The 19434-nt window shown below is 67.7% G+C and carries 17 protein-coding genes; 10 read left to right on the top strand and 7 right to left on the bottom strand.

What is annotated here, in order from left to right:
- Nucleotides 1-20 precede the first annotated feature (20 nt).
- Nucleotides 21-1571, top strand: coding sequence for a type VII secretion integral membrane protein EccD (eccD, locus tag OVA31_RS18945; protein WP_420714079.1), 1551 nt, complete (start codon nt 21-23; stop codon nt 1569-1571).
- Nucleotides 1572-1701: 130 nt separating this feature from the next.
- A complete protein-coding gene (gene mycP / locus OVA31_RS18940) occupies nt 1702-3012 on the top strand; it encodes a type VII secretion-associated serine protease mycosin (protein WP_267628145.1) in 1311 nt (436 codons plus the stop codon).
- A gap of 21 nt (nt 3013-3033) precedes the next feature.
- Here mycP and OVA31_RS18935 read toward each other — a convergent pair whose 3' ends face one another.
- A complete protein-coding gene (locus OVA31_RS18935) occupies nt 3034-3987 on the bottom strand; it encodes a 4-hydroxy-3-methylbut-2-enyl diphosphate reductase (RefSeq protein ID WP_190267667.1) in 954 nt (317 codons plus the stop codon).
- A gap of 104 nt (nt 3988-4091) precedes the next feature.
- Here OVA31_RS18935 and OVA31_RS18930 point away from each other — a divergent pair, with 104 nt between their 5' ends.
- Genes OVA31_RS18930 through OVA31_RS18920 form a run of 3 tightly spaced genes read left to right on the top strand, consistent with a single transcriptional unit; the run spans nt 4092 to nt 6441 of the window.
- The gene (locus OVA31_RS18930; RefSeq protein ID WP_267628144.1) at nt 4092-4934 is read left to right on the top strand and encodes a lipid droplet-associated protein; all 843 of its coding nucleotides are present in this window, start codon (nt 4092-4094) and stop codon (nt 4932-4934) included.
- Complete coding sequence (gene xseA, locus OVA31_RS18925) at nt 4931-6184, top strand: exodeoxyribonuclease VII large subunit (protein WP_267628143.1); 1254 nt, start codon at nt 4931-4933, stop codon at nt 6182-6184. The genes OVA31_RS18930 and xseA overlap by 4 nt, the downstream gene beginning before the upstream one ends.
- On the top strand, nt 6181-6441 hold the full coding sequence (locus tag OVA31_RS18920) for an exodeoxyribonuclease VII small subunit (protein WP_267628141.1): 261 nt from the start codon (nt 6181-6183) through the stop codon (nt 6439-6441). Before xseA ends, OVA31_RS18920 begins: the two co-directional genes overlap by 4 nt.
- A gap of 40 nt (nt 6442-6481) precedes the next feature.
- Here the strand turns inward: OVA31_RS18920 and OVA31_RS18915 are convergent, their stop codons facing one another.
- Nucleotides 6482-7048 (bottom strand): DUF4245 domain-containing protein, encoded by a 567-nt coding sequence (locus OVA31_RS18915; protein ID WP_267628140.1) that lies wholly within the window; start codon nt 7046-7048, stop codon nt 6482-6484.
- Nucleotides 7049-7211: 163 nt separating this feature from the next.
- Here OVA31_RS18915 and OVA31_RS18910 point away from each other — a divergent pair, with 163 nt between their 5' ends.
- The 5 genes from OVA31_RS18910 to OVA31_RS18890 all read left to right on the top strand — a co-directional run bounded on the left by OVA31_RS18910 (nt 7212) and on the right by OVA31_RS18890 (nt 12935).
- Nucleotides 7212-8639 (top strand): ABC transporter permease subunit, encoded by a 1428-nt coding sequence (locus OVA31_RS18910; protein WP_420714222.1) that lies wholly within the window; start codon nt 7212-7214, stop codon nt 8637-8639.
- Nucleotides 8636-9427 carry an amino acid ABC transporter ATP-binding protein gene (locus OVA31_RS18905; protein WP_324290131.1) on the top strand — a complete coding sequence of 264 codons (792 nt, stop codon included), beginning with the start codon at nt 8636-8638 and terminating at the stop codon, nt 9425-9427. The genes OVA31_RS18910 and OVA31_RS18905 overlap by 4 nt, the downstream gene beginning before the upstream one ends.
- A gap of 85 nt (nt 9428-9512) precedes the next feature.
- Nucleotides 9513-10505, top strand: coding sequence for a class II fructose-bisphosphatase (glpX, locus tag OVA31_RS18900; protein WP_267628138.1), 993 nt, complete (start codon nt 9513-9515; stop codon nt 10503-10505).
- 79 nt (nt 10506-10584) lie between these two features.
- Nucleotides 10585-11985, top strand: coding sequence for a class II fumarate hydratase (locus tag OVA31_RS18895; protein ID WP_267628137.1), 1401 nt, complete (start codon nt 10585-10587; stop codon nt 11983-11985).
- A 257-nt stretch (nt 11986-12242) separates the two neighbouring features.
- On the top strand, nt 12243-12935 hold the full coding sequence (locus OVA31_RS18890) for a PIG-L deacetylase family protein (RefSeq protein ID WP_267628136.1): 693 nt from the start codon (nt 12243-12245) through the stop codon (nt 12933-12935).
- Between the two features lie 37 nt (nt 12936-12972).
- On the opposite strand, the gene OVA31_RS18885 is transcribed toward OVA31_RS18890, so the two are convergent.
- The 5 genes from OVA31_RS18885 to OVA31_RS18865 form a co-directional block, all read right to left on the bottom strand.
- Nucleotides 12973-13926, bottom strand: a complete 954-nt coding sequence (locus tag OVA31_RS18885; RefSeq protein ID WP_267628135.1) for a L,D-transpeptidase family protein — start codon at nt 13924-13926, stop codon at nt 12973-12975.
- Between the two features lie 379 nt (nt 13927-14305).
- Nucleotides 14306-15607 (bottom strand): PhoH family protein, encoded by a 1302-nt coding sequence (locus tag OVA31_RS18880; protein ID WP_267628134.1) that lies wholly within the window; start codon nt 15605-15607, stop codon nt 14306-14308.
- A gap of 303 nt (nt 15608-15910) precedes the next feature.
- The gene (locus OVA31_RS18875) at nt 15911-16783 is read right to left on the bottom strand and encodes an acyl-ACP desaturase (RefSeq protein ID WP_267628133.1); all 873 of its coding nucleotides are present in this window, start codon (nt 16781-16783) and stop codon (nt 15911-15913) included.
- A gap of 58 nt (nt 16784-16841) precedes the next feature.
- On the bottom strand, nt 16842-18119 hold the full coding sequence (gene glyA, locus OVA31_RS18870; protein WP_267631602.1) for a serine hydroxymethyltransferase: 1278 nt from the start codon (nt 18117-18119) through the stop codon (nt 16842-16844).
- A gap of 41 nt (nt 18120-18160) precedes the next feature.
- Nucleotides 18161-19399, bottom strand: coding sequence for a DUF885 domain-containing protein (locus tag OVA31_RS18865; protein WP_267628132.1), 1239 nt, complete (start codon nt 19397-19399; stop codon nt 18161-18163).
- Between the last annotated feature and the right edge of the window lie 35 nt (nt 19400-19434).

The following is a 19434-nucleotide window of genomic DNA, read 5'->3' as shown; positions in this document are numbered from 1 at the left end:
GGGCGGGGAGGATCCACCAGATGTCGACTCTGGATTCGCGAGGGATGACGACACCCTCGCCGGCGATGGGGCCGGCCGGCGGCGCACGAGGCGGTGCGCACGCCGATGCAGGTATCGAGCCCGAATTGGTCAGGGTGTCGGTGTTGGGCGGGAACACGCAGTTGGACGTGGCTCTACCTGCAGGGTTACCCATTGCTGCACTGATTCCCGATCTGGTTGCCCAGGTCGACTCACGTAATCCGGCACGTCGCGACTCCGACGATCCGGACGGCGAGGACGGTCGTCCGTATGACCGTCAGAACCGCTGGACGCTCGGCCTGGTCGGCCAGGAGCAGATCGCCCCGAACCGATCGTTGTCGGAGTCCGGGATACGCGACGGCGACCTGCTGGTCCTCCGCTCCACCCGTGCAGGCGACTCGCCCGCGCTGTTCGACGACGTCGTCGACGCCGTCGCTCGTTTGAATGAATCTCATTTCGCGAGTTGGTCGCCGCGGTCCGCCCGATACGCCGGTCATGTCGTCGCCGTCGCGGCCGCCATCGCCGCAGCCGTCGCACTCGGCGCCCACCGCTCGACCAGCGGCGCCCTGTGGATCGCCGGACTCAGCGGCCTCGCCGCCGTCGGGCTGCTCACTGCGGGAACGATCGTCGCGCGTCATTACCGCGACGAGACGAGCTCCGCCGTTCTCGTCTCGTCCGCCATGCCACTGTTCTTCGTCACCGGCATGCTCCTCACCCCGGGACGGTTCGGGGCCGCACACCTGACACTGGGCTGCGCGGTGACGCTCGTCGCCGCCGTCCTCTCCTACCGGCTCACCGCGGTCGGACCGGCCGTACACAGCGCGATCACCACCGCGACCCTGCTCGCCGGATTCGGTTGTGGCGCAGAACTCTTGCTCGGCGCGACAGTGCCCGAGGTGGCGGCGGTACTGGCCGCCGTCGGCCTCCTCGTGATCGCTCTGGCGCCGCGCGCCACCATCATGCTGGCGAAGCTGCCGCTTCCCCCGGTCCCCACCGCGGGAGCGGCGATCGACGCCGAGGACATCGAGCCGAAGCCTGCGATCGAAGGGATCGGTGCGATCGGAGCGATGGCGTTGCCGAAGGCGGACGCCCTCGAGCGCCGGTCCTTTGTGGCCAACGCGTATCTGACCGGGATCGTCGCGGGGACCGCACTCGTCACCGCCGTGGCGGCCGTCCTCGCGGCGGCTCCGCTGTCGGGATTCGACGCCAAGTCGGCTGCCTACGCCGCCATCATCGCCATGGTCCTGTGTCTGCGCGGCCGGTCGCACAGCGACCTCGCACAGGCCGCTTTCCTGGTCGCCTGCGGGTCGCTCGCCCTGATCGCCCTGGTCACGGGTCTCGCATTCGGGGCCGACAACTGGTCGATCATCGCGTTCGCGGTGGCCATGCTGATGGTGGTCGCCGCGTTCGTCCTGGGCGTCGTCGCGCCGAACCAGGAGTTCTCACCGGTGATGCGGCGCACCGCCGAGATCATCGAGTACATCCTCGTCGTTGTGATCGTGCCTCTCCTGCTGTGGATTCTCGACCTGTACCGGATCGTCCGGGAAATCTGACGTGCGCCGGCTGGGTCTTTCGGCCCGAACCCGGCGCGCGAGCACGCCGACCCGCGGACTCCACAGAAGTGCCGCGCTGATCGCCGGTCTCACGGTCATCGCCGTGTTCGGGGGCTCGCCTGCTGCTGCGATGACACCCCCGACGATCGACCCCGGAGCACTGGTGCGCTCCGCGCCGACAGCGCCGCCCGAGACCACCGAGCAACGCACTCTCTGCGCGAAACCGTTGGCGACCGGCCGTCACGACAACTCCAAACCCACTGCCGCGCAATCGATGATGAACCTTCCGGAAGCGTGGCGGTTCAGCCGGGGCAAGGGACAGAAAGTCGCCGTCATCGACACCGGGATCACTCCGCACCCGCGTCTTGGTCGCGTTCAGGCGGGCGGCGACTACGTGTCGTCGGGCAACGGGCTCGTCGATTGCGATGCGCACGGCACGCTGGTCGCGGGCATCATCGCCGCGGCGCCGAGTCGCACCGATGCGTTCGCCGGTGTCGCTCCGGACGCCTCACTGATCTCGATCAGGCAGTCGAGCGGTGCGTACTCCGCGAAGGACCGCAGGTCCGACGACTCGGATCCCACCGTCGGTTCCGGCTACGGGTCCGTCCGCACGCTGGCCAATGCGGTGGTCCGGGCCGTCGACCTCGGCGCCACCGTCATCAACATCTCCGAGGTCGCGTGCGCCTCCGCCGGGTCCCGGCTCAACGACAGGTCACTCGGCGCCGCGGTCAAGTACGCATACGACCGCAACGTCGTCGTGGTGGTCGCCGCAGGCAACCTGTCGCAGAACTCCGGATGTCAGCACCAGAACCCGGCCCCTGCCGCCGGCGACACCGACGCCTGGGGATCGGTGTCCACCGTCGCCAGTCCCGCCTGGTTCTCGCCGTATGTGCTGGCAGTCGGCTCCGTGGACGCGGGTACCGGCGCGCCGAGCGGATTCAGTCTGCACGGCCCCTGGGTGAGCGTGGCCGCGCCGGGCACCGACATCGTCAGTCTCGACAGCACCCGCGGATCGTCGAGACTCGTCGATGCGCAGCAGGGCCAGAACGGGCCGATCCCGATCGCGGGCACGAGTTTCGCAACCCCGTACGTGGCGGGTGCGGTCGCACTCGTGCGGGCCCGGTTCCCCCGGCTTCGCCCCGCCGAGGTCATGGCGCGCATCACGCGGACCGCCCACGCCCCCGGCACCGGGCACGACACCCAGATCGGATACGGGGTCATCGATCCGGTGGCGGCCCTGACCAGCGAGATCCCGGACGGCCTGCCGAATCCGACCGAGGCCAGGGCGATCGCCGCACCGAGCTCACCACCAGCCGTCGATCACACCGCCCGCGACGTCGCGCTCATCGGCGCCGCGCTCTGTGCCGCAGTGATCGCAGTGGTGCTGGCGGTGGCGCTGCCGCATCGTCGGGTGCGACGCCTCGACCCGGACGAGTACTAGCGGATCAGGTCCTGGCCCGGTTCACTTCGCCGTGCGCGCGGGTCGCAGCTCGCGCGGCAATGCGAAGGTCAGCGTCTCGTTCGCGGTGTTGACGGTGTCCACCGAGTCGTATCCGTGCTCGGCGAGAAGATCGAGGACGCCGCGCACGAGGACCTCGGGCACCGACGCGCCAGAGGTGACACCCACCGTCGTGACGCCTGCCAACCATGACTCGTCGATGTCGCGCGCGTAGTCGACGAGGTACGAAGCGGCCGCCCCGTTCTGCAAGGCCACCTCCACCAGGCGCTGGGAGTTCGACGAGTTCTGCGAACCGACCACGATCACGAGGTCGCATTGCGGCGCCATCGCCTTCACTGCGACCTGCCGATTCTGCGTGGCGTAACAGATGTCGTCGCTCGGCGGGTCCTCGAGCAGCGGGAACTTCTCGCGTAGCCGCTTGACGGTCTCCATCGTCTCGTCCACCGAAAGCGTCGTCTGCGACAACCAGATGACCTTCGATTCGTCGCGCACCTCGACATCGTCGACGTGATCCGGGCCGTCCACGAGCTGAATGTGCTCGGGGGCCTCGCCCGCGGTGCCCTCGACCTCTTCATGACCCTCGTGGCCGATGAGGAGGATGTCGTAGTCGTCCCGCGCGAACCGCTTGGCCTCCTGGTGCACCTTGGTGACCAGGGGGCAGGTGGCGTCGATCGTCCTCAGGCTGCGCTCGGCCGCGGTCCGGTGGACCTCCGGCGACACACCATGCGCCGAGAACACGACGATCGCGCCTTCGGGTACCTCGTCGGTCTCGCCGACGAACACCGCCCCGCGGTCGGTCAAAGTCTCGACGACGTGGCGGTTGTGCACGATCTCCTTGCGGACGAACACCGGGGCACCGTGCTTGTCGAGAGCGCGCTCCACGGTCTCGACGGCACGATCCACCCCGGCGCAGTAGCCGCGTGGTTCGGCCAACAGGACACGCTTGCGATCAACCATGCCGTCCAGCCTACGGGCTGTCGCCGTCCGTCTGCGCCCGGCGCAGGATCGGCCCGGCATGTCCCGGGGTGGATCAGTACCCGGTCGGATGGCAGAGTGTGGTCATGGTTCGCGCACCGTATCCGGCCCGCATCGCCGCCGGTCTCGTCGTCACCGCGATCGAGGAGACCCGAAAGCTGCCCGCTCTGGTGATCACCCTGCCGATGACTGCGGTCAGCCAGACGTTGCAGGCGGGTATGCGGGTACAGCAGAACATCGCCGAGCTCGCCATCAAGGGCGACCTCGCGCTCGAGACGCTGTTCGACAAGCCCTCCGACCAGCCCGAGTGGGCACGGTTCGACGACGATGACGACGCGATCGACGCCGAGGCCGACCGGACACCCATCGAGAGCCGGGACACCACCGGCGCCCCGGGCACACCTGTGTCCGAAAACACATCAGCCGACATCGGGTTGTCCGACGCCGGGTCGTCCGACGCCGCCGATGCACCCGTCCACGCCGCACCGGCGAAGAAGTCGCCCGCGAAGAAGTCGTCGGCCAAGAAGCCTGTGGCCAAGAAGGCCACGTCGAAACCGGCGGGCACCGCGCAGGGCTCGAAGCCTGCCCCACAGACAGCTCCCGACGACGCGCCCGGCGCCGACCACGCGGCGGGTCGATTCGCCCTCTACAGCGCTCCCCCCGATGGAGTCGTGAACGCAGACGCCGACAAGAACACCGCGACCAAAGCCGCACCGGCGTTCGACGGCCCGGTTCCCGAGATCGTCGAGTACATCGAATACGAGAACCTGACCCTCGCCCAGCTGCGCGCCAAACTGCGCAGCGTCGGGATCGACGAACTCGAGCAGCTCGCGGCGTACGAGAAGGCGACCAGGGCGCGCGCGCCGTTCGTCACCATGATCGACAATCGCATCGCCTCGCAGAACAGCAAGCGGCAACAGACCACGTGACATCAGACCAGGCGAGCACGGGGGCGCAGTCGAACTCCGCCGAACACCCGTGGCCGGTACGGACCGTCAACACCAAGATCGCCGACTGGATTCACCGGCTGGGCCAGATCTGGGTCGAGGGCCAGGTGACCCAGATCAACCGCAGACCCGGCACCCGGGTCGCCTTCCTCACCCTGCGTGACCCGGCCGCCGACATCTCGATCTCGGTGACCTGCAGCCCCGACCTGCTCATGCGGACCGAGGTGCCGCTCGCCGAGGGAAGCCACGTGGTGGTCCTCGGTCGGCCGACGTACTTCACCGGTCGTGGCACGGTGTCGCTCCGGGTCACCGACATCCGGCCGGTCGGCGTGGGCGAACTGCTGCTCCGGATCGAACGGCTGCGGCAACTGCTGGCCGCGGAGGGCATTTTCGACAGTCGCCTCAAACGGCCACTCCCGTTCCTGCCCAGAGCGGTCGGCCTGATCAGCGGTCGGTCCAGCGCCGCCCAGCGGGACGTCGTGGCGGTTGCGGGCAGTCGCTGGCCCGCGGTGCGTTTCGTGGTGCGCGATGCCCCCGTCCAAGGGCCGACCGCGGTACCGCGGATCCTCGGCCATCTCGCCGATCTCGACGCCGATCCCGATGTCGAGGTCATCATCATCGCCCGAGGGGGCGGGAGCGTCGAAGACCTCCTCCCCTTCTCCGACGAGGCCCTGCTGCGCGCGGTGTCCGCCTGCCGTACACCGGTGATCAGCGCGATCGGACACGAACCCGACGCACCCTTGCTCGACCTGGTCGCCGACCTGCGCGCAGCGACCCCGACAGATGCCGCCAAGCGTGTCGTACCGGATGTCGCGGCGGAGTTGGCCGGCGTCGCCGAGATGCGGCGGCGCAGCGCACATGCCCTGCGCAACTGGGTGCGGCGGGAGGCGCATGTCGTCGACGGGCTACGCGCCCGACCGGTGCTGGCGAGGCCCTTCACGGTGATCGACGCCCACGCCGAGCAGATCGACCGGATGCGGCGCGACATCCGCCGCGACATCCGGGGTCACATCGATGCCGAGGACCGTCGCCGCGAACATCTGTCGGCCCGGTTGGGCACACTGGGTCCCGCACAGACACTCGCCCGCGGCTATGCCGTGGTGCAGCGCACCGACGTCGATCCGGCCCATGTGGTGGGCGCCGTCGCCGACATGCCCAGTGGCGCGCGGCTGCGGATCCGGGTGGCCGACGGTGCCGCGACGGCACGCGTGACCGAAGGAGAGCAAGCGTGAACGGGGATGCGGACCAAGAGAATCCGGGACTCGATGACGGGGACTGGACCCCGGTCGAGGAGCTCGGTTACGAAGAGGCTCGCGACGAACTCGTCGATGTGGTGGCCACGCTCGAACACGGCGGCCTCGACCTCGACGCCTCACTCGCGCTCTGGGAGCGCGGGGAGGCACTCGCGGCACGGTGCGAGGAACATCTGGCCGGCGCCCGGGACCGGATCGAGTCCGCCCTGGCCGAGAGCGACGCCGACGACGACTGACGCCTCGATCGGCGCCGACCGATCGGATTCACCGATCGAGTCAGGCCCCGCTCGGTAGTGGTTGCTGTGCGAGCACGGCAGTGGCGATCTCGGCCATGTCGTCCTCGGGTCCGCGGGACAGGACGGCGATCCGGACGTCCCCGAGATCGGTGATCCAGAACTTCTTCTCGTCCGGTGTCGAGTACGTGACCCATTCCCGTCCGCCTGCCTGCCGGGTACCGGTCCCCAGCGCCTCACCGCCCCCGAGGTGGACGACCAGGTCCTCCTCTTTGGCGTCGGTCTGGCTGAGCTGCACGTACGCCCCCACGTCGGAGATCCATCCGACGTTGCTCACCCGGGTTCCGCCGACCGCCTGCGTCGATCCCGAGTTCGGCTTCCAGCCGTCCGGCGTGGCCGGCTCACGGATCGGGAACGGGAGATCGCGGGCATCTGCCTGCAGGGCGGCCGACACGTCGAAACCGGGCGTCTTGTCGTCGGACGCCTGACCCGAGAGCCCGACCGAGCAATTGCCCGACGCGATCGCGACGATCGCGCAGATGACCAGCAGCGGGATCAACGACCAGATCATGTCCTTGCTGCTGTGCAGGATGCGGGGTTTGGCGGCCATGCGACGAGTATCCCAAGGTCCGTCGCGCGACCCGACGGCGCCCGTCCCACCGGCTGGGGCGCAAACCCTGTTCAACGGACGCGCAAGCCTGTTGAGTGGTCCCATGGGACGCCTCAGACGCTCGGTACCCGCCCTGTGCCTCGTGATGCTGCTCGTCGTCGCGATGTCCGGCTGTGGGGGCAATTCGTCGACGGGCATCGAGGGCATCCGCGACTCCGGAGTCCTGCGGGTGGGCACCGAGGGGACGTACTCGCCGTTCAGCTACCACGATCCGACGACCGGCAAGCTCGCCGGATACGACGTCGACGTCGCGAACGCGGTGGCCGAGAAACTCGGCGTCCGCGCAGAGTTCGTGGAGACACCATGGGACTCGATCTTCGCGGCGTTGGGCGCCGACCGATTCGACGTGGTCGCCAATCAGGTGACGATCACCCCGGAACGCCAGGCGAAATACGACCTGTCCGAACCGTATTCGGTCGGTGAAGGGGTGATCGTCACTCGCGCCGACGACTCCTCCATCCGGTCGCTCGCCGACCTGAGCGGCAAGGTCACCGCCCAGTCCTCCACCAGCAACTGGGCCCAGGTCGCCCGGGACGCGGGGGCCCGCGTCGAGTCCGTCGAGGGATTCACGCAGGCGATCAAACTGCTGAACCAGGGCCGCGTGCAGGCCACGGTGAACGACAGCATCGCCGTCTACGCGTATCTGGCCGAGACCGGCGACACCAGCGTCAAGATCTCCGCGAAGACCGGCGACACCAGCGAGCAGGCGTTCGCCGCCCGCAAGGACAGCCGGATCGTCGGCGACATCAACAAGGCGCTGGACGAACTCAAAGCCGACGGAACCCTCAGCCGGATCTCGCAGAAGTATCTGAAGGCCGATGCGAGCGGCGCCCCGGCGGCCGCATCGTCGGGCGATGAGCCCGCGTCCCGGAGCACCTGGCAGCTGATCGCCGACAATCTGTGGCCGATGGCTCGGGCCACCATCACCATGACCATCCCGCTGGCCGCGATCAGCTTTGTCATCGGCCTGGTCATCGCGCTGGCGGTGGCGCTGGCCAGACTCTCCACCAAAAAGGCGGTCTCGTGGGTCGCGCGCGCGTACATCTCGGTGATCCGCGGAACGCCGCTGCTCGTCCAGTTGTTCATCATCTTCTACGCCCTGCCCGAACTCGGGGTGAGCGTGCCACCCTTCCCGGCCGCGGTGGTCGCGTTCTCGCTGAATGTCGGCGGTTATGCCGCCGAGATCATCCGCAGTGCGATCCTGTCGGTGCCCAGGGGACAGACCGAGGCGGCTCAGACCATCGGCATGGACTACGCGACCACGCTGCGCCGCATCGTGTTGCCCCAGGCCGCCCGCAACGCCGTGCCGGGTCTGTCGAACACGTTGATCTCGCTCGTGAAGGACACCTCGCTGGCCTCGACCATCCTGGTGACCGAACTGCTCCGGGTCGCCCAGATCGCGGCCGCACCCACCTTCGAGTTCTTCGCCCTCTACACGACGGCGGCGGTCTACTACTGGATCGTCTGCGTCGTGCTGTCCGGTCTCCAGGGCCGGCTCGAGAATCGTCTGGGAAGGTTCGTGACGACATGACCGACAACCCCATCGTCCCGTCTCCGCCGATCGGCGACGGCACCCTGATCGACGTCGACGGGCTCCGGAAATCCTTCGGCGACAACGAGGTGCTCAAGGGCGTCGACTTCTCGGTCCCGGCCGGGAGTGTGACCGTGATCCTGGGCCCGTCCGGCTCTGGCAAGACCACCATCCTGCGTTCCCTCAACGCGCTCGACCGGCCGGATTCCGGAATCATCCGCGTCGCGGACGTCACCATCGACTTCGGCGGTGCGTACGGCAAGGCCGACATCGCCCGATATCGCCGGCAGAGCGCGATGGTCTTCCAGAACCACAATCTCTTCCCGCACAAGACCGTGCTGGAGAACGTCATCGAGGGACCGGTCATCGTGCAGAAGCGCCCGCGCGCCGATGCGGTGGCCGATGCGGAACGGCTTCTCGCCGACGTCGGACTCACCGGCAAGAGAGACGATCACCCCGACCAGCTGTCGGGAGGACAGCAACAGCGCGTCGGCATCGTCCGGGCGCTCGCACTCCAACCCAAGGTCATGCTCTTCGACGAACCGACGTCGGCGCTCGATCCCGAACTCGTCGGCGACGTACTGAAGGTCCTCAACGATCTCGCGGCCCAGGGGTGGACGATGGTGGTGGTCACCCACGAGATCCGGTTCGCCCGGCAGGTCGCCGACCAGGTCATCTTCGTCGACAAGGGCGTGGTGTGCGAGCGCGGAACCGCCGCGCAGGTGATCGATGAGCCGGCGCAGGACCGGACGCGCCAATTTCTGCGCCGACTGCTCGATCCCCTCTGACCCGGCTGATCAAACGCTCGGTGTGACATGCAAGGATGAGAACCACTTGCCGCATTGTCATCGCTGCCACGCCGAGGAGTCCGACATGTCCCCGTCCCCACAGGCCCCTGATCGCAACCTGGCCATGGAGTTGGTCCGAGTCACCGAGGCGGCGGCACTCGCGGCCGGTCGATGGGTCGGTCGTGGTGACAAGAACAGTGGCGACGGTGCTGCGGTCGACGCGATGCGCGAACTGCTGTCGACCGTGTCGATGCGTGGCGTCGTGGTGATCGGTGAGGGCGAGAAGGACGAGGCGCCGATGCTCTACAACGGCGAAGAGGTCGGCGACGGCGACGGCCCGGACTGCGACGTGGCGGTCGACCCCATCGACGGGACCACGCTGATGGCCGAGGGTCGCCCCAACTCCATCGCGGTGATCGCGGTCAGCGAGCGCGGCACCATGTACGACCCGTCCGCGGTCTTCTACATGGACAAGATCGCCGTCGGCCCGGAGGCCAAGGGCGCCATCAATATCAACGAGTCCGTCGGCTGGAACATCAACTCGGTCGCGAAGGCCAAGGGCATCGATGTCGCAGACCTCACCGTCATCGTCCTCGACCGTCCGCGCCATGCCGACCTGATCGGGGAGATCCGTCAGGCAGGCGCCAAGATCCGTCTCATCTCCGACGGCGACGTCGCCGGTGCGGTGGCCGCGGCCGACGACTACTCCACCGTGGACATGCTGATGGGCGTCGGCGGTACCCCCGAGGGCATCATCACCGCCGTCGCGATGAAATGCATGGGCGGCGAGATCCAGGGCAAACTCTGGCCGCGCAACGACGAGGAACGCCAGAAGGCGATCGACGCAGGCCACGACCTCGACCGCGTCCTGACCAACGACATCCTGGTCCGTGGCGAGAATTCCTTCTTCTGTGCGACAGGGGTGACCAACGGGGACATGCTCCGCGGGGTCACCTACCGCCCCAACGGCGCCACCACGCGCTCGCTGGTGATGCGCTCCAAGTCGGGCACCATCCGCCGCATCGAGTCGGTCCACCAGCCGTCCAAGTTGCGCGAGTACGCCCGACTCGATCTCTGACCGAGATTTCCACCAACGATCTGCGAAAACTTCTGCAGCCCACCCTTTCCCGAGAACACACGAGGATGGTTGTCTTCACATGACCGAACAGCAGTACCGCATCGAGCACGACACCATGGGCGAGGTCCAGGTCCCCATCGACGCCCTGTGGCGCGCCCAGACGCAACGGGCCGTGGAGAACTTCCCGATCAGTCACCGCCCGCTCGAACGGACCCAGATCCGGGCGATGGGTCTGCTCAAGGCGGCCTGCGCGCAGGTCAACAAGGACCTCGGCCTCCTCGACGCCGAGAAGGCCGACGCGATCGTCGCCGCGGCCAAGGAGATCGCCGACGGCCAGCACGACGATCAGTTCCCGATCGACGTCTTCCAGACCGGCTCGGGCACCAGCTCCAACATGAACGCCAACGAGGTGATCGCCTCCATCGCCAAGGCCAACGGCGTCGAGATCCACCCCAACGACCACGTCAACATGTCGCAGTCGTCGAATGACACCTTCCCCACCGCGACTCATGTGGCCGCCACGGAGGCCGCGGTCACCGACCTGATTCCCGCCCTCGACCACTTGCGACTCGCCCTGTTGGACAAGGCGACCCAGTGGCGCGACGTGGTCAAGAGCGGCCGCACGCATCTGATGGATGCGGTCCCGGTGACCCTGGGCCAGGAGTTCAACGGCTACGCACGTCAGATCGAGGCAGGCGTCGAGCGCGTCACGGCCACGCTCCCCCGCGTCGGTGAGCTGGCGATCGGCGGCACCGCGGTCGGCACCGGGCTGAACGCCCCCGACGGTTTCGGCACCAAGGTCGTCGCCGAGCTCCGTTCGCTGACCGACGTCGACGCGCTGTCACTGGCGAAGGACAACTTCGAGGCGCAGGCCGCACGCGACGGACTCGTCGAACTGTCCGGCCAGCTGAAGACCATCGCGGTCTCACTCACCAAGATCGCCAACGACATCCGCTGGATGGGATCGGGACCGCTGACCGGTCTCGGCGAGATCCACCTGCCCGACCTGCAGCCCGGATCGTCGATCATGCCCGGCAAGGTCAATCCGGTTCTGCCCGAGGCGGTCACGCAGGTCGCGGCGCAGGTCATCGGCAACGACGCCGCAGTCACCTGGGGCGGCGGCAACGGTGCGTTCGAGCTGAACGTCTACATCCCGATGATGGCGCGCAACGTGCTCGAGTCGCTGAAGCTGCTGGCCAACGTTGCCCGCCTGTTCGCGGACCGGTGCATCGTCGGCCTGGACGCCGACGAGGAGCGTCTGCGCACCCTCGCCGAGAGCTCGCCGTCCATCGTGACCCCGCTCAACAGCGCGATCGGCTACGAGGAGGCCGCCGCGGTTGCCAAGCAGGCTCTCAAGGAGGGCAAGACGATTCGCCAGACGGTGATCGATCGCGGGCTCATCGGTGACAAGCTCTCCGAGGCCGAACTCGACGCGCGCCTCGACGTGCTCAAGATGGCGAACCTCGACCGCGAGCGCTGAGCACACGCCGATCCGGCGCACCTCCCAAGCGCCGATCGGGCCCAGAAACCCGTCGATCGTGCACAGTTCTCCGCCGATCGTGCACAGAATTCCGTCGATCGTGCACAGATCTCCGCCGATCGTGCGCGTACGTGGTCATCCGCGCACGCTCGACGGATCGGTGTGCACGCTCGACGAAATTCTGTACCCGCTCGGCGCATCGGTCACATACGCCGAGACGCCACGAGGACGGCGCATCCGCGCGTAGCTTCGTCACCATGACGACTCAGCTCCTCCCGTTCCCGGCCGACTGGCAGACCGGACTCGTCCTCGTCGCACACCCCGACGACCCGGAATACGGGATGGCGCCCGCAGTCGCACGCTGGACCGCGCAGGGGCGGCACATCGTCTACGCGCTCGCGTCGAGCGGGGAGGCGGGCATCGAGGGCATGGACCCCGCGGAGGCCGGCCCGGCACGCGAGGCCGAGCAGCGCGCGTCCGCAGCGATCGTGGGAGTCGACGAGGTGGAGTTCTGGGGATTTCCCGACAGTGCGATCCGCAACACCCCGGAGCTGCGTAACCGGATCCAGCAGACGATCACACGGGTCAAGCCCGATCTGATCCTGTCCCTCTTCGGCGGCCCGGAATGGGCTCCCGGACAACCCAATCAGTCCGATCACATGGAGTTCGCCGCCGCCGTCATCGAGGCCTATGACGCCCTCGACCCGATCACCCGGCCCCGCCGGCTCTTCGAGAACGGCCCGAGCGCGACCCATGCGGTCGACGTCACCGATCAGATCGACGTGGCGGTGAACTCCCTTGCCGCCCACGCGAAGTACCTCTCGGTGCTCGATCCGGCCACCCCGGTCGTCGAGCAGGCCCGTCGCCAGATCGACATGGTGACCGCGCCGCGCGACGACTTCGACGATCTCCGCGCCGCCTGTTTCGAACTGAAGCGGGGACCGGAGTGACGAATCACCACCGGTCCCCGACCTCAGGAGCAGAGAACTAACTGCCGGTGGTGGTCCCGAACAACGACGGCACCAGGCTGGTCAACTGACCGAGCAGCTGGGTCAGCTCGTCGGCACCGGGCATCGCAGGCGAATCGGCGTTCGGTGTGGTCGAGTGAGGTGTGGTCGAGTTGGGTGCGCTCGACTGCGGTGCGGCCGAACTCGCCGGGGGTCCACTCTGATTGACGCCGATCGAGATCTTGGGGTGCTTCGCCGGGTCCAGCCACACCAAGACCTTGCGCATGAGCTCCTTGTCGATCGCCACACATCCCTGCGTCGGCTGGTTGTTGGTGACGTGCAGGAACATCGCCGATGCCTTACCGGGGGTCCGCTGCGGATTGTGGGCGATGTTGACCGCGTAGTCGTAGACCGGCCCGGAATCGTAGAGGTTCTCGCTGTCGCCGCCGGGGCTCTTCGCCTGCCGGACCATCGTGTTGTACGTGGGCGACTTCATGTTCGAATCCCACCAGTCCTGGCGGTCGACCTTCTTGTACGGCATCTTGGTGCCGGGGTTCGCCAGGCGCCCGAAGGCCTGATCGAGCCCGAAGGTGCCCTCCGGGGTGCGATAGACGTTGTCCTTGGGCTCCCCCATCCCGAGTGAGCCCAGAAATGCCTTAGTCGGACCGATGACGGGTTTCCAGGACCCGTCGGCACCGCGCTCGAAGCCCGTCAGCGTGGCGGTTGCGTCGTTGGCCTTGGGAGCGGTGACGACGATCATCTGACGTGTGTCGGCCTCGGCACTGCTGCCGCCGAGATTTCCGGCAAGGCTGTTCAGCAGGGTGTCGAGCAGCGGGATGCCCGTCTCCGGGATCGCCGGCGAAGCCGGCGCGGACGACTTCGGTGGCGCCGACGGGGACGTCGGGGTCGTTGTGCCCGGAGCAGCCAGAGCCGGACCGGCACCTCCGGCGACGGCAGCGAGCACCGCGATCGCCAGTAGTCCCAATAACCTCATTCGCCTCATCAGTAACTTCAGCACCACATCAGTGTGCCAGTGCGCAAGTGCTCATGAGTCACGTGATGATCACGGTGCGATATAGATCGAATCACCAGGACAGGCCCTCGGGGATGCCGTCGTCGGCTCCCACTCAGCAGATCGCGGTGTCGACAAGTAGGGTCGACGCAGGTCGGGGACATATGCCCCCGACTTGCCACGAAAGGGGAACACCATGGGCTCGTTCGACACCATCACCGCCCTGTGGGCGACGCTCGCAGAACTGATCGCCGCGGGCATCCCGCTCGGATCGTCCTGAGCAATGCTGCCGCACCGGTAGGTACCGGTGCGGCAGCGCTGCGGCGGTCGGGGTGGACGAGGCCTTCGTGGCCCGTGTAGGTCAGTCGGCCCCGGGCGCGAACTCCTCCAGCATCTCGGTCACCAGCGCCGCTATCGGCGAACGCTCGCTCCGTGTCAGCGTGACATGCGCGAAGAGCGGGTGACCCTTCAATTTCTCGATGACCGCCGCGACGCCGTCATGGCGACCGACTCGCAGGTTGTCGCGCTGCGCCACGTCGTGTGTGAGGACCACACGCGAGCCGGCACCCAGCCGCGACAGCACGGTCAGCAGGACGTTGCGCTCCAGTGACTGCGCCTCGTCGACGATCACGAACGAATCGTGCAGCGACCGCCCCCGGATGTGTGTCAGGGGCAGGACCTCGAGCATGCCCCGGCTCAGCACCTCCTCGATCACCTCGGGCGACGCGAGCCCCTCCAAGGTGTCGAAGACCGCCTGTGCCCAGGGGCCCATCTTCTCCGACTCACTGCCCGGGAGATAGCCGAGCTGCTGACCGCCGACGGCATACAGCGGCCGGAACACGACGACCTTGCGCTGCGTGCGGCGCTCCAACACCGCTTCGAGGCCTGCGCACAATGCCAACGCCGACTTACCGGTGCCCGCCTTGCCGCCCAGGGAGATGATGCCGACGCTGTCGTCGAGCAGGAGATCGAGCGCGACGCGCTGCTCCGCGGACCGACCGTGCAGACCGAAGGCCTCCCGGTCGCCGCGCACCAGCTGGACCCGTTTGTCCGCGTTCACCCGGCCGAGCGCGCTCGAACCGTTGCCGAGGATGCGAATACCGGTGTGGCACGGCAGTTCTCGCGCCTCGTCGATATCCACCACACCCTCCGAGTACAGGGTGTCGACGACGGTGGAGTCCACGTCGAGCTCCGTCATTCCCGACCAGCCGGAGACCACCACGTCCTGGGCGTGATATTCGTCGGCGGCGAGCCCCACGGCTCCCGCCTTGACCCGCAACGGGGTGTCCTTGGACACCAGGGTCACGTCCTTGCCCTCCGCGCGCAGGTTCAACGCGCAGGCGAGGATTCGGGAATCGTTGGTCTCGGTACGGAAGCCGGCGGGCAAGACCGCAGGGTCGGTGTGGTTGAGCTCCACCTGAAGAGAGCCACCCTCGTCTCCGATGGGCAGCGGGAGGTCGAGACGGCCGTGCTCGAGACGGAGATCGTCGAGCATCCGCAATGATTCCCGCGCGAACCAACCGAGCTCGTGATGGTGGCGTTTGCCCTCGAGTTCGCCGATGACCACCAGCGGCAGGACCACGTGGTGTTCGGCGAAGCGCAAGACCGCCCAGGGATCGGACAGCAGCACGGAGGTGTCGAGGACGTAGGTGCGAGTGGTCACGTAGGGCTCCTACGTTTGTGCGGCGCCCGCACAAACCGGTTGCGACGACCGGCTGGTTCTTGCCCGTCTCGGCTGGTCAGCCAAGGTGGACGAGGACCGGGGCCGGCCCCCTCGCGTTGCTGGTGCACACCACGAATCGAACCTCCCGGACGAACCGCTTCCCCGCGGCCCGTCACTGGTCAACGTACGCCGACACACCCCTCTCGGCGCGTCCGAAAGGGGTGTGTCGGCGTGAATTATGCGTTAACGCGGATTGCCCGGCGATCCACCTACCGGCAACCGGACGGAGCGATGCGGGACTGTTCAGCCCGCGACGCCCGCCATCGCGAGAATGCGCTGGCGTGCGGCCTCGGCATCGTCGGTGAGCTCGTGGACGTTGCCCAGCTTGAGCTGGTCGACCAGCGTCGCGGCGATCGCTGCGCGCGTGCTGTCGTCCTCGTAACCGGCGATCAGGGCACGCTCGTCATCGAAGTCGGCGACGTCGGAACCGAGCGGCTCGATGTCGGTCAGTGCACGATCCAGCGCTCGGACGGTGCCTTCCTGGTCCGCGACGAGTCCGGCGTTCAGGAATGCCGCGAACGTCTTGGCCTGCAGTGCGTCGTCACCGGCGATCTTCGCGAGGATCTGCTTGAAGGAGTCGTCGGTGGTCGCGGCGGAGAGCTTCTCGATGAACGCGACGCACTGGTTCTCGTGTACCGCCATCAGCGCGAGCACGTCCAGCGGGCCGATGCTGGTGACATCCTCGGTGTGCTGGCGATAGCCGGCCGTCACGTGGATGCGACGGCGTTCCTCGGCGTCGACGGGATCGATCGCGCGGGTCACCACCAGGTAGTCACGCAGCACGATCGCATGCCGGTTGTCCTCGGCCGTCCAGACGCCGACCAGCTGACGCCAGTCGGAGAACGCCGGGAAGTGGATCGCGAGAACGCGGTGGTACGACGGCAGGTTGTCCTTCGTGAGCAGCAGTGCCAGCACCGCGGCCCGCGCCTCGTCGGACAACGACGCCTGCGACGGATCCCAGTCGTCACCGCCGAGGAAGGCGAAGTTGCGGCCCGACTCCCACGGCACCCAGTCGTGCGGGTTCCATGGGTTGGCCGCCGCCTGATGGTCCTCGGCGATCTCGGGCAGCGCCTTTTCCAGCGCGATGATCAGCTCGTCCTCGGTCAATGCGTTCATCGTCAGACAGGATAGGCACACCCGGTGCGGTAGGCCAATCCCGTCCGGCGCGCCGGGGTCAGACCCGGCTCATCAGACCCCACTCCTCCAGCCCGTCGTAGAGGGGGAAGTCGAGTGCGAGAGCGGAGACGCGGCCACGCAACGCCGACACGTCGGCGTCCTGTCCGGCCGCGAGCGCAGTACCGATGATGTCTGCGACCTCGGTGAACTGTTCGTCGCCGAAGCCGCGGGTCGCGAGCGCCGGCGTGCCGATGCGCAGGCCCGAGGTGACCATCGGCGGACGCGGGTCGAACGGCACCGCGTTGCGGTTCACCGTGATTCCGATCTGATGCAGCAGATCCTCGGCCTGCTGACCGTCGAGCTGACTGTTGCGCAGGTCCACCAGGACGAGGTGCACGTCGGTGCCACCGGTCAGGACGGACACGCCTGCCTTCTCGACGTCGGTGCCGGTGAGACGTTCGGCCAGCAGCTTCGCTCCCGACAGGGTGCGGCGCTGCCGCTCGGCGAACTCCTCGGTCCCGGCGATCTTCAGAGCGACGGCCTTGCCCGCGATCGCGTGCATGAGCGGTCCGCCCTGCTGTCCGGGGAACACCGCCGAGTTGAGCTTCTTCGCCCAGTCCTGCTTCGCCAGGATCAGGCCCGACCGCGGACCGCCCAGGGTCTTGTGGATGGTCGACGACACGACATCGGAGTGCGGAACCGGTGACGGGTGCAGACCCGCGGCCACGAGCCCGGCGAAATGGGCCATGTCGGTCCAGAGGTAGGCGCCCACCTCGTCGGCGATCGACCGGAACGCCTCGAAGTCGAGGGTCCGCGGGTAGGCGGACCAGCCCGCGCAGATCACCTTCGGCCGGACATCCTGCGCGATCTTGCGCACCTCGTCCATGTCGATCCGGAAGTCCTCTTTGCTGACCCCGTAGAAATGGTTCTCGTAGAGCTTGCCGGAGAAGTTCAACCGCATCCCGTGGGTCAGGTGACCACCGTGGGCGAGGTCGAGTCCGAGCAACTTCTCACCCGGGTTCATCAGGGCCATCAGCACCGCTGCGTTCGCCTGCGCACCCGAGTGCGGCTGGACGTTGGCGAAGTCGGCACCGAACACCTCCTTGGCACGATCGCGCGCGATGTCCTCGACCACGTCGACGTACTCACACCCGCCGTAATAGCGGCGGCCCGGGTATCCCTCTGCGTACTTGTTGGTGAGCACGCTCCCCTGCGCCTGCAGGACCGCGCGCGGAACGAAATTCTCCGAGGCGATCATCTCGAGCGTGTCGCGCTGGCGGCTCAGCTCGCCGTTCATCGCAGCGGCAACGTCCGGGTCGAGTTCGGCCAGGGACATCGAATTCAGGCTCATGGTCGACAAGTCTATGGGCCCCGCGCTCAGACCCCGAGTTCGGCTCTCAGCTGCGATGGGATGAGCGGTTCGTCGAGCAGCCGGCCGAACCGGGCGAGGCGGTCGTGGTCGGGTACCGCATCGAGCCACGTACCCAGCAACCGGTAGCCCTCGACGTAGGTGGAGATGTAGGCGCGCCACAGGGGCGAGGTGAGGAATCGCAGCATCTGACGGGCCCGCTCGGGTGGCGCCAGGAGCCATCGCCGCAGGAAGTCGGCAACCTCGTCCTGGTCAGCGTGCCGGTCATGCAGGAGCAGTGCCGCATCCTGACGCACACCGAGCAGACCGCTCGACGCGCGCGACATCCGCTGAGCTCGCTCACCGTCGAAGCGCAGGCCGAGATCCGCGTAGATCTCCTGGGCCCACAGTCCCCAGTCCGGTCCGATCGCGGCGACGAGCGCATGGTCGGCGAGTCCCTCGGCCATCAGGCACTGCGGCGTGTTCACCAGGAAGATGCTCTGCTCCTGCTGTCCACCGCCGACGAGGAGTTCCTCCTTCCGGCAGTGCTCGGTGTGGTGTCCCGGGTAGGCCTCGTGCGCGATCAGGTGCGGCAGCGACGACATGTGCTGCGTGAGATCGACATTGATCGCGACGCGGGAGCGGTAGTCGCCGAGGTAGTAGTTGAAACCCGACCATGGTTTGTCGGTGACCACGTCGAACTCGACCAGCTCGCTGTCGGGGAGCACGAACGCCGACCGGACACGCTCACGCAGTGCCCCGCTGAAGGCCCGCACGCACTCGTCGACGCGGTCGGCCGGGATCTCGTCGGAGCGCCGGTGTGCCGCATACGCGTCGGCGAGCGCATCACCCGACGCGTCGGGCACACCGAGTTCGACCGCCATCGCGGCGTGTGCCTCCCGGTAGGTCTGCGGGTCGCCCATCGTGATCTCGACGTCGAAGTACGCACGGACCTCGTCGACGAAACCGATCTCCTCGCCTGCGAACTTTCGTGCCGAGCATTCGAGCGCCGACAGGTGGGCCCCGATGAATTCGGCCCGGTCGGATGACAGCTCGCCGGGTAGCTCGCGACGCAGACCGCGTGCACGGTCCGCCAGCGCCGACGGCTCAGGGGCGGGACCGTTCGCCACGTCGGTCCGCAGCGCCGGGTTCCCGGTGTACGCGTCGACGAAACCTTCCTCGAGACGGTCGAAGGCGAGTCCGAGACGCAGATATTCGGTGACCGATGCGGGTGATGCGGCGGAACGAGCGGCAGGTGAGGAGGCCATGAACGGAGGCTACCGATCGGGCCGAAACAGTGCGC

It is taken from the genome of Gordonia sp. SL306 (genome assembly GCF_026625785.1).
GTDB lineage: Bacteria > Actinomycetota > Actinomycetes > Mycobacteriales > Mycobacteriaceae > Gordonia.
Note: the sequence above shows the minus strand (reverse complement) of the source record. Positions and strands in the feature narration are given on the sequence as shown.

What these genes read in the sequence shown, in the direction of transcription:
- OVA31_RS18875 (WP_267628133.1), bottom strand. Translation starts at nt 16,783, where the DNA reads ATGAACGCATTGACCGAGGACGAGCTGATCATCGCGCTGGAAAAGGCG.
- OVA31_RS18890 (WP_267628136.1), top strand. Translation starts at nt 12,243, where the DNA reads ATGACGACTCAGCTCCTCCCGTTCCCGGCCGACTGGCAGACCGGACTC.
- glyA (WP_267631602.1), bottom strand. Translation starts at nt 18,119, where the DNA reads ATGTCCCTGGCCGAACTCGACCCGGACGTTGCCGCTGCGATGAACGGC.
- glpX (WP_267628138.1), top strand. Translation starts at nt 9,513, where the DNA reads ATGTCCCCGTCCCCACAGGCCCCTGATCGCAACCTGGCCATGGAGTTG.
- OVA31_RS18885 (WP_267628135.1), bottom strand. Translation starts at nt 13,926, where the DNA reads ATGAGGTTATTGGGACTACTGGCGATCGCGGTGCTCGCTGCCGTCGCC.
- OVA31_RS18910 (WP_420714222.1), top strand. Translation starts at nt 7,212, where the DNA reads ATGTCCGGCTGTGGGGGCAATTCGTCGACGGGCATCGAGGGCATCCGC.
- eccD (WP_420714079.1), top strand. Translation starts at nt 21, where the DNA reads ATGTCGACTCTGGATTCGCGAGGGATGACGACACCCTCGCCGGCGATG.
- mycP (WP_267628145.1), top strand. Translation starts at nt 1,702, where the DNA reads ATGACACCCCCGACGATCGACCCCGGAGCACTGGTGCGCTCCGCGCCG.
- OVA31_RS18915 (WP_267628140.1), bottom strand. Translation starts at nt 7,048, where the DNA reads ATGGCCGCCAAACCCCGCATCCTGCACAGCAGCAAGGACATGATCTGG.
- OVA31_RS18930 (WP_267628144.1), top strand. Translation starts at nt 4,092, where the DNA reads ATGGTTCGCGCACCGTATCCGGCCCGCATCGCCGCCGGTCTCGTCGTC.
- OVA31_RS18905 (WP_324290131.1), top strand. Translation starts at nt 8,636, where the DNA reads ATGACCGACAACCCCATCGTCCCGTCTCCGCCGATCGGCGACGGCACC.
- OVA31_RS18895 (WP_267628137.1), top strand. Translation starts at nt 10,585, where the DNA reads ATGACCGAACAGCAGTACCGCATCGAGCACGACACCATGGGCGAGGTC.
- OVA31_RS18935 (WP_190267667.1), bottom strand. Translation starts at nt 3,987, where the DNA reads ATGGTTGATCGCAAGCGTGTCCTGTTGGCCGAACCACGCGGCTACTGC.
- OVA31_RS18865 (WP_267628132.1), bottom strand. Translation starts at nt 19,399, where the DNA reads ATGGCCTCCTCACCTGCCGCTCGTTCCGCCGCATCACCCGCATCGGTC.